The following is a 14921-nucleotide window of genomic DNA, read 5'->3' as shown; positions in this document are numbered from 1 at the left end:
CCCGACTTAGCTCGCGGGCCACCCTCTCCCGCAGAGGGGAGAGGGAAGGACGCGCCGGTTACGGGGCGCGCCGCCCCCCGAACCAATCAACCGGAGATCGTATGACGCGGTCGCTTCTCCTGGCGCCAAAATCCAGAAGGACAGGTGGTACCGTATTATAGAAAAGGACCCGAACGATTGTCCGGGTCCGATTTGCGTTCCGTATGGATCAGGCTTGCGATTGCCTATCAAGCAACGGCGACACCTGCAACGGGGGAAGCCTGCGGCACGATCTGAGCACTTGCCACAACCCGCTTGCGCCAGGGCTTGAGCACCGCGATGGCCAGAACAGACGCGAGGATGTTGGCGCCTGCGGCCAGCAGGAACACGCCATCCCAGCTCCCCGTGCTTTGCTGAAGGTAGTTGGCCGCGGGCACGAGCAGGGCTGCCGTGCCCTTGGCCGTGTAGAGAAGTCCCGCATTCGTCGCAGCAAACTTCGAACCGAACGTATCCGTGCAGGTCGACGGGAACAGTGAGTAGATCTCACCCCAGGCAAAGAACACGAAGCCCGACAGGAGAACGAACCAGAGCGGATCGTGACCCCAGAGGTAGAGCATATAGATGCCGAATCCCTCCATCGCGAAGGCGATGAACATCGTGTTCTCACGACCGATCCGATCCGAAACCCAGCCGAAGAACGGCCGCGTCAAGCCATTGAGGACGCGGTCGATCGTCGCCGCGAAGGTGATCGCCACCATCGTGATCCCCAGGATGGTCACCGGGATTTTGTCCACGCCGATGTCGGCGGCGATCGGCTTCAGGTTCGCGGTGATCATCAGGCCGCCCGCGCCGACGATCACGAACATGAAGTACATCAGCCAGAAGATCGGCTGACGCGCCACTTCGCCCGGGGTGTAGTTGCGGCGGGTCTGGATGATGTTGGCGTTGGCGACGACTTCCGGCACCTGCCCCTTCTTCGGCGAGGCCAGGAAGAAGGCCAGCGCGCAGACGATGAGGCCCTGGCCGATGCCGAAGTTGAAGAAGGCGGCCTGGAAGCCGTTCTCGGCGATCATCCACTGGATGGGCGCGACGGTGAGGGCCGAACCGGCACCGAAGCCGGCTGCGGTGATGCCGGCGGCAAGCCCGCGCTTGTCCGGGAACCACTTCAGGGCGCTGCCCACGCAGGTGCCGTAGACGGCGCCCGCGCCGATGCCGGCCACGACCTGGCCGAGGTAGAACATGTTGAGCGTCGTGGCGTAGGAGTTCATCACCCAGCCGATGCCGCACAGGGCGCCGCCGAACAGGACCACGACCTTCGGGCCGTACTTGTCGACGAACCAGCCTTCGACCGGCACGAGCCACGTCTCGAACAGGACGAAGAGCGTGAAGGCCCACTGGATCGCGGCACGGTCGAAGCCGAATTTCTTTTGAATGTCGGGGACGAAGAACGTCCAGCCGTACTGCAGGTTCGCGATCATCACCATGCAGATGACGCCGATGGCCAATTGCATCCAGCGGTAGCCGTCCCCGACCCGCTCCGTCGACACCCCGGTTTGTGTGCTCATCATTTCCTCCCGTGGTCCTCTTACGGGACCGCCTAGATCGAAGCCGAAACTGCCTTGGTGCTTCAAGGGCGAAGCCTAAGCCCTCCGCGCAACCTTCGCCAGCCACTCATTGAAATACTGTATACCAGGTTGCCTTCAGTCGTGAAGATCGTCAAGCGCAAATCGGTATATCCAGCAAAAATTGCAGTGCAACAAGAATTGCTGCATCTGCGATGTCCATGAAAATCAAGACTTTAGCGAATTTTGCCATGCACTGGATTAGAAATTGCCGTTAAACGTACCGAAGCTGTCTCAAGCAATGCGTGCTTGGTTCACGCGAAAGTACTGCGCCTCCGCGAGGCGATGGGCAAATGCGGTCGGCACGGGCGAACCGCCATCGCGCGAGGGCGCACCTCGCCCTCCGGGCGTTCCCGGCGCGGACGTGCCGGGCTGGCCTTGGACGACCGCTGCCGTCTCGGCCTCGCTTGCAACGCGCTGGCGGCCGTTCGCGAAGGGGCCTCGCCTGGCCGGGCGCGGCTGACGCGGGCGGGCTGCGTCAGAACACCGAGATCAGCACGATGCCGGCCGCCATGAGGGCGGCTCCCGCGATCCGACCACGTCCGGCGCGGCAGACCGGCATGCCGAGCCAGCCGAAATGGTCGATGGCGATCGAGGTGAACAGGTTCGCCGTGATCAGCAGCCCGTTGAAGGCGCCCGCGCCCACCGTATCGACGAACAGCAGGCCGCCGAACACCGCGACCGCCCCGGCGATCCCGCCGAGCGGCGCCCACCAGGGCATCGCTTCGAGATCGCCCCGCGTCGGCAGCGGCGCGGGGCGGATCGCGAAGACGGTCAGGAAAATGAACACGATCGGCAGGAACGAGACCGTGGCGGCGAGCCAGGGGTTGACCAGGGCGCCGCGGAGCTGGGCGTTCAGCACCACGCCGAGCGCCTGGAGCGCACCGGCCCCGAGCACGAACGGGTAGAGCAGGCGCGGGCCGATGCCGTGGCCGCCCTCGTCCCGGTTCGGCTCCGATCCGCCCGCGCGGGCGATCAGCACGATGCCGCCGACCATCATGAGGCCGCCGAGCCACGGCATCGCCTTGAAGCCGCCGCCCTGCAACCCGAACAGCCCGAGGGCGTCCAGCGCCAGCGAGGTCAGGATGTTGCCGGTGATCAGCAGACCGTTGAACGGACCCGCGCCGACCTTGTCGACGAGCGCGAGCCCCCCGAACACCGCGACCGCGCCGGCCACCCCTCCGAGCGGCGCGTACCAGGGCATCCTGGCGAGGATGTCCAGGGTCGGCAGCGGCAGCGGCATCAGCAGGAACAGCGTCGCGAACACGAAGACGATCGGCGCGAAGGAGACGGACGCCGCGAGCCACGGGTTGACCATCGACCCGCGCAGGCGCGCGTTCATCGAATTGCCGAGCGCCTGGAGCGCCCCAGCGACGAGAATGAAGGGGTACAGAACGGCGTGCACGGCGGCTCCGATCGGGGTGACGGTCAGGCGAGGAGCAGGGCGGCGAGCGCGAGGGCAAGCGCGGGCGGCATCACCAGGGCGCCGAGCTTCAGGAAGCGCCAGGCCGACACGTCCTCGCCCTCGCGCCGGATCGCGGTGAGCCAGAGGATCGTGGCGAGCGAGCCGGTGACCGAGAGGTTCGGCCCGAGATCGACGCCGATCAGGATCGCGCCCGCCACCGTCGGCGACGCCTCGGCCGCCTGCACCGCCGCACCGGCGAGCAGGCCCGCGGGCAGGTTGTTGACGAGGTTCGAACCGAGCGCGACGAGGGCGCCCCCGCCCCAGGCGGTGGCGGCGGGCGAGGCCGCTGCGTAGTCCCTGAGCGCGTCGGCGAGCATCCTCAGCACGCCGCTTCGCTCCAGCGCCTCGACCAGGACGAACAGGCCGGCGACCAGCGGCAGCACGCTCCACGACACGTCGCGCACCACGTCGACCAGCCCGCCGCGCTTGATCGCGAGGACGACCAGCGTGGTGGCCAGCCCCGCGGCGAAGGTCGGCAGGCCGAGCTCGATCCCGGCGGCGGAGGCCCCGAGCAGCGCGCCCGCGGTGGCGACGATGCCCGCGCCCGCGACCTTGCCGCCGAGATCCAGCGCGACAGCCCCGGTCTCCGACGCGATCGTCCGGCCCGCCAGGGCGCGGTTCTGCGTCAGGCGCAGGACCGCGTAGGTCGCCGCGATAGCGAGCACCGAGGGCAGGCCGAAGGTCTTCAGCCACTGCATCAGCGGCGGCACGTGGCCGGCGAAGACCACGAGGTTGGCCGGGTTCGAGATCGGCAGCACGAAGCTCGCCGCGTTGGCGATGAAGGCGCAGATGAACAGGTAGGGCAGCGGCTCGGCCCGGGCGGCCCTGGCCGCCGCGTAGACGGCCGGCGTCAGCACCACGGCGCAGGCGTCGTTCGAGAGGAACACCGTCACCACCGTCCCGACGACGTAGACCAGGAGGAACAGCCGCGTCGCCGAGCCCCTGGCCCTGCGCACCGCGTGGCTCGCGAGCCAGTCGAACAGCCCCTCCTTGCGGGCGATCTCGGCGAGCAGCATCATGCCGACCAGGAACAGGTAGACGTCCGTTCCCTTGCGCACGCCCTCCAGGGCGACCGGCCAGGGCAGCAGCCCGAGCGCGACGAGGGACGCGGCGCCGAGCACCGCCCAGACCGCCTCCGGCCAGCCGAAGGGGCGCGCGATGACGCCGAGCGTCGCCGCCCCCGCGATCCCCCAGGTCGCGAGGTCGGGCGTCAGGGCCGGTCCGGCGATCACGTTCCGCGTTCTCCTTCATCGTGCGTGCCCGCGTGCGGACCGTCGGCGACATCCCGGTCCGCGAAATGCCCGCACGCCCCGTCGCGAGGCCGGCAGGTCCAGCCCGCGCGGACGCCGACCGCGGGGGCGTCGGGCTTCGGGGTCACGCCGCCCGCGGCCGCACAGCCTCGGGGTCCGTCCCGGCACGCGCGTCCGCGACGGTCGCGTCGCGCGTCTCCGGCATCAGCGTCAGGTAGAGGACGAAGCCGAGGGCGGCGGTGGCCGCGAGCGCCAGGAAGGCCGCGTCGTAGCCGGCCGAGACGATGATCAGGCCGGCGAAGGTGGCGCTGAGCGCGGCCCCGAGCCCCTGCGCCGTCGCGACCGCCCCTTGCGCCGCGTTGAACCGCCCGCCGCCGCGGGTCAGGTCGGCGACCACCACGGGGAACAGGGCGCCGTAGATGCCGGCACCGATCCCGTCGAGGAGTTGCACGCCCACGAGCCAGAACGGGTTGTCCGAGCCCGTGTAGAGCACGCCGCGGACCGCCAGCACGCCGAAGGCCGCGAGGAAGATCGGCTTACGCCCGATCGCGTCGGCCCTGGCGCCGACGAACATCGCCACCGGCACCATCACGCACTGCGCGGCCACGATGCAGACCGCGATCAGCGAGGTCGCGTGCGCCTTGCCCGAGACGCGCGCCAGCAACTGCCCGACCGAGGTCAGCATGGCCGCGTTGGAGAGGTGGAAGATCGCGCACAGCAGCGCGAACAGCAGCAGCGGCCTGTTGGCCAGGAGCGTCGACAGGCCGGAGGGCGCGGCGCCGGCCTTCTCTCCGTGCGCGAGGCCGCGGGCGAGGTCGTCGTCGATGGCGCGCGCCGGCACCGCGAGCATGGCGCCGACCGAGCAGACCGCCAGCGCGCCCATCAGCCAGAACACCACGATCGGCCCGAACGCGTAGGCGAGCCCGCCGGCGAGCGCGGCCGAGACGGCGTTGCCCGCGTGGTTGAAGCCCTCGTTCCGGCCGATCCGCCGGGAGAACGCCTTCGGACCGACGACGCCCAAGGTGATCGCGGCGAGCGCGGGCGGGAAGATCGCCCCGGCGATGCCGGCGACCGACTGCGTCGCGGCGACGAGGGTGAAGCTCGCGATGAAGGGCAGCGCGAGGCAGCTCGCGGTGACGGCGAGTGCTGCCGCGACGACGACCATCCGCTTGGCGCGGGTGCGGTCGATCAGCAGCCCGGCGGGCGTCTGCGCGATCAGCCCCGCGACGCCCGCGATCGTCATGATCAGGCCGGCCGTCGCCTCGTTCCAGCCCTGGTCGGGCCCGCGCACGGCGATGAGGTAGATCGCGAGGTACGGCCCCAGGCCGTCGCGCACGTCGGCGAGGAAGAAGTTCAGCGCGTCGAGACCGCGCAGCGTCCGCGCATCCGGGTGTCGATCCGGACCGGCGGCCATGCCCTTTGCCTGGGATGCGTCCACGACCCCTCGCCTTCCCGTCGCGCGACCACCCGGATCGTGCGATCCGGGCGGCGTGTCTCAACCGCCGGGAAGCGTCGCCGTTCCGCCGAACCGCCTCATGCCGACGGCCCGGACGGTCCTGGGTCCGCTCGCCTCGATCACGCCGCCGCGCCCGGGCCTCGTCCCTCCGCTCGCTTGACCCTCCCGGTGGTTTTCGACAGGGTCCGCGGGGTTTTCCGCGGGCGCGCCGATGGCCCTCGCATGGGATGATCCTCAAAGCTCCGATGGCGTCAGGCGACGAGACGGCTCCGCGCTTCACGATCTGCCGCGAGGACGACCCGGTCCCGGCCGCGCTCGCCGGCGCGGTCGCCGGGATCGGCAACTTCGACGGCGTCCACCAGGGCCATCGCATCCTCGTCGAGGCCGTTCGCGCGGCGGCGGCCGAGACCGGCCGGCCCTCGGCGATCCTCACCTTCGAGCCGCATCCGCGGGTCTACTTCGCCCCGGGCGCGCCGATGTTCCGCCTCACGCCCCCCGAGGCCCGGGACATCGTCTTCCGCCGCCTCGGCCTGGACGGGCTGATCGTGCGCCGGTTCGACGCGGGGCTCGCGGCAACCGGGGCGCGGGACTTCGTGACCCGGCTGCTGCGGGGCGATCTCGGACTCTCCGGCGTCGTCGTCGGGCACGACTTCCACTTCGGGCGCGGGCGCGAGGGCACGCCGACGCTGCTGTCGGCGCTCTGCGCCGAGGCCGGCCTGTCCTGCCGCATCGTGGCGCCGGTTTCCCTCGGGGCGGAGGCCGTGCCGGTCTCGTCGAGCGCGATCCGGCAGGCGCTCGCGGGCGGCGACGTCGCGCGGGCCAACGCGCTGCTCGGATACCGCTGGTTCGTGATGGGGCAAGTCCGACACGGCGACAAGCGCGGGCGCACGCTGGGCTATCCCACCGCCAACCTCGCCCTCGATGCGTGCGGCCTCGCCCATGGCATCTACGCCGTCCGCGTCCGGCTTCCCGACGGCGGGATGCGCGACGGGGTCGCGAGCTACGGCCGCCGGCCCACCTTCGACGACGGCGCGCCGCTGCTCGAGGTCAACCTCTTCGGCTTCTCCGGCGATCTGTACGGGTGCGAGATCGGCGTGGAACTCGTCGGCTTCATCCGGGGGGAGGAGCGCTTCCCCGGCGCCGCCGCGCTGATCGCCCGCATGGACCTCGACGCGGACGAGGCGCGCCGGCAACTCCGCGCCGACCGGACGCCGTCGATGCTCGGATGACGACGCTCAGCCCGCGCGGGCTGGAGCGCTGCGGCTCGCAGCCAGCCGTCTCACGCCGTTTCGATGGCATCGACCCGATCCGCGTAGAAGGCGAGGTGGCCGGCGATCTCGGCAACCGCCGGGAACGGCGCCTCGTAGCTCCAGACCGCGCCCGGCCTGCGCACGCCCTCCACCGCGAGGTCGTAGTAGGATGCGTCCCCCTTGTAGGGGCAGTGGCTGCTCCGCGCCGATTTCGCGAAGTGGTCGAGGCGGGCGTCCGCGCGAGGGACGTAGAGGACCGGCGGGTAGCGCGCTTCCTTGAGGCTCAGCGCGTTGCGGGTCTCCGCGACGGCGACGCCGTTGAGCATCACCCGGACGAGACCGGGATGCGGCGCGATCGTGATCGGATGGTCGGGGCCGGGCTGCTTCATCGCGTGATCCTGTCTGGGGTCAGTTCCGTCGTGCCCAGGGCGTCGGCGAGCCGCGTCTTCGCGGTCCCGGGTCTGAGCGGCTTCTGCTGGCTCTCGTGCGGCGCCCAGCCGGAGACCCAGAGAACCTCGAAGGTGGCCCGGAGCCGCCCGTCGGGGTCGGCGAAGCGCTCGGCGTAGATCTCGGCCATGCGCGTCAGCGTGGCGCGTCGCAGCGGCGTGCGGCGGCGGTCGGTCAACGCGTTGGTCAACCCCATCGCACGCAGGTCCCGCATCAGCGCGAAGGGGTCGGCGTAGCGCACGGTCACGGTGTCGCTGTCGGCCACCGGCAGGGCGAAGCCCGCGCGCTGCAGCAGCGCGCCGAGTTCGCGCACCTCGGCGAACGGCGCGACGCGGGGACTGATGCCGCCCTCGACCTCGCTCTCGGCCCGGGCGAAGCTCTGGCGCAGTTCGGTCAGGGTCGCGCCGCCGAGCAGGCACCCGAGGAACAGGCCGTCCGGGCGCAGGCAGCGGCGAAGCTGCACCAGGGTTCCGGGCAGGTCGTTGACACCCTGAAGCGCGAGGAGCGACACCGCGAGATCGAAGCCGGCAGGTGCGGCCGGTACGCGCTCCGGGTCGGCCACCGCCCGCAGCAGGGCGACGCCGCCCGCATCCAGGATGGGCGCGAGGCGCAGGACGGTGCCCGCGCCGTAGCGCGCCGTCAGGCTCTCGGCGGCCGCGTCCGTCGGCGTGCCGAGGTCGAGGATCGCGGAGAAGCGGCGCAGCACGGCTCCGACTCGGTCGTCGAGATCCTCGACGAGTCGGGCGAGGAGGAAATCGACGTAGCCGCCGGCCCGCGCCCGGGCGAGGCGACGGCGGGACAGGGCGGTGTCGAACAGGGGCGGCGGAGCACGCATCTCCGCTCTCACATGGCGCGCAGATGGCTCGGGCGCCAGCGTCGAGGACCCGCTTCGCCCGATCGGCCGCACCGGGAGAGGGTTTGTCCGTCGCGAGGGATCACGCGCAAGGGATCACGGGAGCTCGGAACCGGGCCGGTCCTTCACCGTTCCTGTGCGTCGGCTCGGTTGCGAGCGGCGCCAGGAGTCAACCGTCATGACACGCTTGCTGCTCGCGACGGCGACGGTGTTCGCCGTCGTATCCCTCAATACCGCAGCCGAGGCGAAGGGCTGCATCAAGGGCGCCATCGTCGGCGGCATCGCCGGGCACTACGCCGGACACCACGGCTTGATCGGTGCCGCCGCCGGCTGCGCCATCGGCCGTCATCGGGCGAATGCCCAGGCCCGCAGCAACGACGCGGTGCAGCCGACGGCACGCTGATCGGGTAGGCTTCTCCGCGAATTGATATCCGCGGACGGAACCGATCCATGCCTTCGCCTGAGGGCGGCACGGCCTCGGAGGCCGGCCCTCCACCCATCGACACACGGTTCGTGCGGCACGTTCGTGCGTTTGCCGCCCGAGCGATCGGTGTGATCTACCCGCCGTCCTGCGCCGGCTGCGGCGGCGCCACCGCCGATCCGGGCGCTCTCTGTCCGTCCTGCTGGACGGGCCTCCGGCTGATCGCGGCACCGTTCTGCCCGCGCTACGGCACGCCCTTCGCCCTCGACCTCGGGATCGACACCCTGCTGTCGCCGCGCGCGATCGCCGAACCGCCGGTCTTCGCGCGGGCGCGCGCCGTCGCGCTCTACGACGACACGGCGCGCAGCCTCGTCCACCGCCTCAAGTACGAGGACCGCCTCGACCTCGCACAGGCGATGGCGCGGATGATGAGCGCTGCCGGCAAGACCCTGATCGCCGAGGCCGATTGCGTCGTGCCGGTGCCCCTGCACCGCTGGCGGCTGTGGCGGCGGCGCTTCAACCAAGCGGCGCTCCTCGCCCGGCCGATCGCGCGCGGGGGCGGGCGCCCGTTCGAGCCGCAGGCGCTGGCGCGGGTGAAGGCGACGCGCTCGCAGGTGGGTCTCACCCGAGCCGGGCGCGCCGAGAACCTGCAGGGCGCGTTCCGGGTTCCTCCGACCCAGGCCGCCCGCATCCAGGGACGGCGCGTCCTCCTCGTCGACGACGTGACGACGACCGGCGCCACCGCCAACGCCGCCGCCCGCGCGCTCCTGCGCGGCGGCGCGGCCTCGGTCGATCTCCTCACCTTCGCCCTCGTCGGCGACCCGGCGGGTTGAGGCGCGTGACCGGACGTTCGGCGCGGATCGTCAGGCTTTCTCCCCTTCAGCGGGGTTGATCGTCCCGAACCGGCACGGCAGACGGACGGCGCAGATCCTGCGACGCCGCGGGCGGGAACCGAGGTCGTGGACCGGATGCCGTGAGTCAGACACCGAGTTCGACCCGGATGCCGTCCGCCGAGGCGCTCATCAGCGCCGTTTCTCCCGGCCCGGTCCACGAACGCTACGAGGCGCTGATTGCGTCGGGTGCGATCGAGCGCGACCCGGCGCAGGCGCGGCTCGTGCGCGCGCTGGACCTGCTGGTTCAGGAGCTGGAACGCCGCCGACGGGCGCGGAAGAGCAGCGCGCTGGGCTGGCTGTTCTCGCGCAAGGATGCACCGAGCGGGCCGCCGCGGGGCCTGTACGTCTGGGGCTCGGTCGGGCGCGGCAAGACCATGCTGATGGACCTGTTCTACGACGCGGCCCCGGCTCCGAAGCGGCGCGTGCACTTCCACGGCTTCCTCGCCGATGTGCACGAGCGCGTCCACGCCCACCGGCAGGCTCTGAAGGCCGGGACCGTGAAGGGCGACGATCCGATCCCGCCCGTCGCCGACGCGCTGGCGGACGAGGCGACGCTGCTCTGCTTCGACGAGTTCACCGTCACCGACATCGCCGACGCGATGATCCTCGGGCGGCTGTTCGGCGCCCTGTTCCGGCGCGGCGTCACCATCGTGGCGACCTCGAACGTCGAGCCGGACCGGCTCTACGAGGGCGGCCTGAACCGCGCCCTGTTCCTCCCCTTCGTCGCCGAGCTGAAGGAGCGCGTCGCGGTCCTGCGCCTCGACGCGCGCACCGATTTCCGTCTGGAGAAGCTCGGCGGCGCCCCGGTCTACCACGTGCCGGCCGACGCGGCCGCGCGCGCGGCGATCGACGCCGCCTTCAAGGGCCTGACCGGCAAGGCCAGGGGGCGGCCCGCGACCATCCAGGTCCACGGCCGCGACGTCGCCGTGCCCGAGGAGGCCGCGGGCGTCGCGCGGTTCGGCTTCAGTGACCTCTGCGCGCGGCCGCTCGGCGCCTCGGACTACATGGCGCTCGCACGCGCCTTCCACACGGTGATCGTCGAGGACATCCCCGTGCTGGGCGAGGAGAACCGCAACGAGGCCAAGCGCTTCATCACCCTGATCGACACCCTCTACGACCGGCACGTGAAGCTCGTGGCCTCCGCCGCGGCCGAGGCGCGGGGCCTCTACACCGTCCGCGAGGGCCGCGAGGCGTTCGAGTTCGACCGGACCGTGTCGCGGCTGATCGAGATGCGCTCCGGCGCGTATCTCGGTCTCCCGCACGGCAGCGCCCATTCGGAAGCGTCGGGCGCCACCACCGGGCTGGTGGAGACCTGATCGCGCAGCCGAGGCAGCCGTCCCGGCAGCCTTCGGCGGCGGAGGAGCGATCCGCGCCGGCTTGTCGGCGACCCGCGCGCGGGGCATGCCGTTGCCGGCATCGTCACGCCGCCGGCAATCCGGTGCTTGTGATCGCCCGGCGGTTTTGCTTCGGGGTCGTTCCGTCTACCCGTGGTCACCGCCGCGCGGACTGCGTGACCGACGCGAGGCTTTCGGGACGCGCGCCACGAGCCCCCACGGTCCACGGGCTGGCCGGAGGAGAACAGGAGCTTCGTGACCAAAGCCAAGTCGATGTTCCGGATGCGCCGCGCCAACTGGCGCCGCGCCCGGCCGTTCGCCGCGCTGCTCGGTTCGCCGGTCGCCTTCGGGCTCCTGGCCCTGGCGCTCGCCGCGGGCGGCTGGAACTACGTCTCCGGCGAGGCGAGCCGGGCGCAGGTCGCGCGCGGAAATGCGGCCAACGCCGGGCTGGAGCGCCTGCTCTCCGCCGTCAAGGACCTGGAGACGGGCGAGCGCGGCTACGTCCTGGTCGGCGCCGCCGACTACCTTGCGCCCTACCAGAGGGCGCTGGGCGAGATCAACGCCGGGCTCTCCGCCCTCAGGGCCACCGCGCAGGTGCCCCTGCGTTCGGGCGGGCCCTCGCTCGCCGGCCTCATCGCCGAGAAGCGGGCGTTTGCCGCCCGCGTGGTCTCCGCCCGGCGCGACCTCGGCTTCGAGGCGGCGACGGACATCGTTCGCACCGGCGAGGGCAAGCGGCTCATGGACGAGATCCGTGCCGAGACGGCAGGGCTCCAGGGCGAGACGTCGGCGCGCATGGAGGCGGACCACGCCCGCGACGGTGCCCGCTCGCTGCTGCTGTCGATGCTCGCCGGCCTCTGTGCCGTCGTGGCGATCGTGCTGCTCGCCCGTCTCGCACTGGTTCGGCGCCAGGAATCCCTGCGGATGTCGGGCCTCCTCGACGGCGTGCTCGCCAACGCTCCGGTCGGCCTCGGCTTCCTCGACCGCAATCTCGCGATCCGGCACATGAACCGGGCTCTCGCCGTGATGAGCGAGCGCGGCTTCGGGGCCGATCTCGGCGCGCCGATCTGGGCGATCTTGCCGACCCTGCGCGACACCCTCGAACCGAAGCTGACGGCGGCCCTCGACGACGGCCTCGTCACCCCCGACGTGCCGGTCGCCGTGCCGACCCCATCCGCGCCCGGCGGCGTGCGCCACTTCTCCATGAGCTTCTATCCCTTGCGCGGCACCGGGGCGGAGGACGAACCCGAGATTGAGGGCGTCGGTATCGTCGTCCTCGACGAGACCATCCGGCAGATGGCCGAGCAGCGCATGCGCCGCAGCGAAGAGCGCTTCCGCTCGCTGATCGAGGCCAGCGCCGCGATCATCTGGACCGCGAGCCCCGCAGGGGAATTGCATCCGCGCCAGACCGGCTGGACCCGCTTCACCGGGCAGAACGAGGCCGCCTATGGCGGGCTCGGCTTCCTCGACGTGGTCCATCCGGAGGACCGGATGCAGAACCGAGCGGACTGGCAGCGCGCCGTGGAGACGTTGACGCCCTACGACACCGAGCACCGGCTCCTGCACAGGGACGGGACCTACCGCCACATGGCGGTCCGCGCCGTGCCGATCCTGGAAGAGGGCACATTGCGGGAATGGGTCGGCACACACACCGACATCACCGAGCGCAAGGATGCGGAGGCCGCGGTCGAGGCGGCGCGGCAGGCGGCCGAGGACGCCAACCGCGCCAAGAGCCAGTTCCTCGCCAACATGAGCCACGAGCTGCGCACCCCGCTCTCGGCGGTGATCGGCTACGCGGAGATGCTGCAGGAGGAGCTGGAAGATCTCGGCGAGCCCTCGCTGATCGCCGACATGGGCAAGATCGAGGCGAATGCCCGCCACCTGCTCGGCCTGATCAACGACGTTCTCGACCTGTCGAAGATCGAGGCCGAGCGCGTCGAGATCTACGCCGAGGATTTCTCCGTCGCCGAGGTGGTGAACGAGGTCGCCGCTACGGTCGAAGGGCTGATCGCCAAGAAGGGCAACGCCTTCGACCTCGCCATCGCCGCCGATGTCGGCACGGCGCGCACCGACGTGACCAAGCTGCGCCAGTGCCTGATCAACCTCCTGAGCAACGCCGCCAAGTTCACGCAGGACGGGCGGATCGGGCTCAGTGTGACGCGCGCGGCGGGCGACGGGCTCTGCTTCACCGTCACAGACACCGGCATCGGCATGACGCCGGAGCAGGTCGGGCGGCTGTTCGAGCGCTTCAGCCAGGCCGACGCCTCGACGACGCGCCGCTTCGGCGGCACCGGCCTCGGGCTGTCGATCACCCGCGCGTTCGCCGAGCTGCTCGGCGGCTCCGTCGCGGTGACGAGCCGCGCGGGCGAGGGCAGCACCTTCACCCTGACGCTGCCGGCCAATTTCTCCGAGGCGGAGACGGCCCCCGAGCCTCCGGCCGATCCGGCGACCGGCCACGGCAGGCGCATCCTCGTCATCGACGACGATGCCGCGACCCGGGACCTCCTCGCCCGCTTCCTGGAGAAGGACGGGTTCGAGGTGTCCACCGCCGAGGACGGACGCCAGGGGCTGGAGCGCGCGCGCATGCTGCGACCGCGCGCGATCCTCCTCGACGTGACGATGCCGCGGATGGACGGGTGGTCGGTGCTGCGCGCGCTCAGGGCCGATCCGGATCTCGGCGCGACGCCGATCGTGATGGTCACCGTCCTCGACGAGCAGCATCTCGCCTTCTCGCTCGGCGCCACCGACTACCTGCACAAGCCGATCGAGTGGGGTCACCTCAAGGCCGTGACCGACCGGTTCCGGCCCAGCACGGCCGACGGGCCGATCCTCGTGGTCGAGGACGACGCCGACGCCCGCGAGCGCCTGACCCTCTTCCTGGAGCGCGACGGCTTCCCCGTGCGCTCGGCCGAGCACGGGCGCTCGGCGCTGGAGGCGGTCGCGCGGGAAAAACCCGCGCTCGTGCTCCTCGACCTGATGATGCCGGAGATGGACGGCTTCGGCTTCCTGCGCGCCCTGCGCACCCGCTCCGAGTGGCGCGACATCCCCGTGGTGGTGCTCACCGCCAAGGACATCACTGCGGAGGACCGCCGCCGGCTGGCCGGTCGGGCCGACCGGGTGATCAGCAAGGGCTCGCTGAGCTTGGCGGATCTGGCGCGGGAGGTGCGCGGACTGGTGGGGATGCCGGGGCCCGGCGCGGGTGCCCACTCCGGTTCGGCAGAGGGCGACGGGCTCGCCCGCTCCGTAAACTGACGCCTCACGCCGCGCCTCTTGCGCACGGCGGAGGCCGGTCGAGCCTCGTCCTGCCGGCGGCTTACTTTTCGACGAAGGCTTTCTCGATGACGTAGTGCCCGGCCTCGCCGTGGTTGCCCTCGCTGTAGCCGCGGCCGGCCAGGAGCGCGCGGGTGTCGCGGATCATGTCCGGGCTGCCGCACAGCATGAACCGGTCGGTCTCCACCGACATCTCCGGCAGGCCGACATCGGCAAACAGCTTGCCCGACACCATCAGGTCGGTGATCCGCCCGCGGTTGCGGAACGGCTCGCGCGTCACCGTCGGATAGTAGATCAACTGCGCCGCGATCATCGCGCCCAGGAACTCGTGGCGGGGCAAGCTCTCGGTGATCGTCTCGCCGTAGGCCAGCTCCTGCACCTGCCGGCAGCCGTGGACCAGCACCACCGTCTCGAAGCGCTCATAGGTCTCCGGGTCCTTGATGATCGACAGGAACGGGGCCAGCCCCGTGCCGGTGCCGAGCAGGTACAGGGTCCTGCCCGGCAGCAGGTTGTCGAGCACCAGGGTGCCGGTGGGCTTCTTGCCGACGATGATCGGGTCGCCGACCTTGAGGTGCTGCAACTTCGAGGTGAGCGGGCCGCTCTCGACCTTGATCGAGAAGAACTCCAGTTCCTCCTCGTAGTTGGCCGACACCACCGAGTAGGCGCGCAGCAAGGGCCGGCCCT

At 71.2% G+C, this 14921-nt stretch carries 12 protein-coding genes; 5 read left to right on the top strand and 7 right to left on the bottom strand.

The features are described from left to right. Nucleotides 1-227: 227 nt before the first annotated feature. The 4 genes from oxlT to ACFE8Y_RS16920 form a co-directional block, all read right to left on the bottom strand. Nucleotides 228-1544, bottom strand: coding sequence for an oxalate/formate MFS antiporter (oxlT, locus tag ACFE8Y_RS16935; RefSeq protein ID WP_375465551.1), 1317 nt, complete (start codon nt 1542-1544; stop codon nt 228-230). Between the two features lie 535 nt (nt 1545-2079). Next, nucleotides 2080-3006, bottom strand: coding sequence for a DMT family transporter (locus ACFE8Y_RS16930; protein WP_375465546.1), 927 nt, complete (start codon nt 3004-3006; stop codon nt 2080-2082). Nucleotides 3007-3029: 23 nt separating this feature from the next. Further along, nucleotides 3030-4295: an arsenic transporter gene (locus ACFE8Y_RS16925; protein WP_375465550.1), complete on the bottom strand. Its 1266-nt coding sequence runs from the start codon at nt 4293-4295 to the stop codon at nt 3030-3032. Between the two features lie 145 nt (nt 4296-4440). After that, nucleotides 4441-5730, bottom strand: coding sequence for an MFS transporter (locus ACFE8Y_RS16920; RefSeq protein WP_375465549.1), 1290 nt, complete (start codon nt 5728-5730; stop codon nt 4441-4443). A 287-nt stretch (nt 5731-6017) separates the two neighbouring features. Between ACFE8Y_RS16920 and ACFE8Y_RS16915 the strand changes: the two genes are divergently transcribed. Continuing rightward, the gene (locus tag ACFE8Y_RS16915) at nt 6018-7001 is read left to right on the top strand and encodes a bifunctional riboflavin kinase/FAD synthetase (RefSeq protein WP_375465545.1); all 984 of its coding nucleotides are present in this window, start codon (nt 6018-6020) and stop codon (nt 6999-7001) included. 50 nt (nt 7002-7051) lie between these two features. Here ACFE8Y_RS16915 and ACFE8Y_RS16910 read toward each other — a convergent pair whose 3' ends face one another. Both ACFE8Y_RS16910 and ACFE8Y_RS16905 read right to left on the bottom strand, forming a co-directional pair. Beyond that, the gene (locus tag ACFE8Y_RS16910; RefSeq protein ID WP_375465544.1) at nt 7052-7411 is read right to left on the bottom strand and encodes a DUF427 domain-containing protein; all 360 of its coding nucleotides are present in this window, start codon (nt 7409-7411) and stop codon (nt 7052-7054) included. After that, nucleotides 7408-8304, bottom strand: a complete 897-nt coding sequence (locus ACFE8Y_RS16905) for a methyltransferase domain-containing protein (protein WP_375465543.1) — start codon at nt 8302-8304, stop codon at nt 7408-7410. Before ACFE8Y_RS16905 ends, ACFE8Y_RS16910 begins: the two co-directional genes overlap by 4 nt. Before the next feature lie 196 nt (nt 8305-8500). Here ACFE8Y_RS16905 and ACFE8Y_RS16900 point away from each other — a divergent pair, with 196 nt between their 5' ends. The 4 genes from ACFE8Y_RS16900 (at nt 8501) to ACFE8Y_RS16885 (ending at nt 14219) form a co-directional block, all read left to right on the top strand. After that, nucleotides 8501-8725: a hypothetical protein gene (locus ACFE8Y_RS16900; protein ID WP_375465542.1), complete on the top strand. Its 225-nt coding sequence runs from the start codon at nt 8501-8503 to the stop codon at nt 8723-8725. A 47-nt stretch (nt 8726-8772) separates the two neighbouring features. Then, nucleotides 8773-9576 carry a ComF family protein gene (locus ACFE8Y_RS16895; protein WP_375465541.1) on the top strand — a complete coding sequence of 268 codons (804 nt, stop codon included), beginning with the start codon at nt 8773-8775 and terminating at the stop codon, nt 9574-9576. Nucleotides 9577-9743: 167 nt separating this feature from the next. Next, nucleotides 9744-10952, top strand: a complete 1209-nt coding sequence (zapE, locus tag ACFE8Y_RS16890; RefSeq protein ID WP_375465548.1) for a cell division protein ZapE — start codon at nt 9744-9746, stop codon at nt 10950-10952. Between the two features lie 300 nt (nt 10953-11252). Beyond that, complete coding sequence (locus ACFE8Y_RS16885) at nt 11253-14219, top strand: response regulator (protein ID WP_375465547.1); 2967 nt, start codon at nt 11253-11255, stop codon at nt 14217-14219. A 61-nt stretch (nt 14220-14280) separates the two neighbouring features. On the opposite strand, the gene ACFE8Y_RS16880 is transcribed toward ACFE8Y_RS16885, so the two are convergent. Continuing rightward, nucleotides 14281-14921: ferredoxin--NADP reductase (locus ACFE8Y_RS16880; RefSeq protein WP_375465540.1), on the bottom strand; the 641-nt coding region annotated here is incomplete at its 5' end.

The sequence above is a fragment of the uncultured Methylobacterium sp. genome, assembly GCF_964242245.1.
Classification (GTDB): domain Bacteria; phylum Pseudomonadota; class Alphaproteobacteria; order Rhizobiales; family Beijerinckiaceae; genus Methylobacterium.
This window is presented reverse-complemented; position numbering and strand designations above follow the sequence as displayed.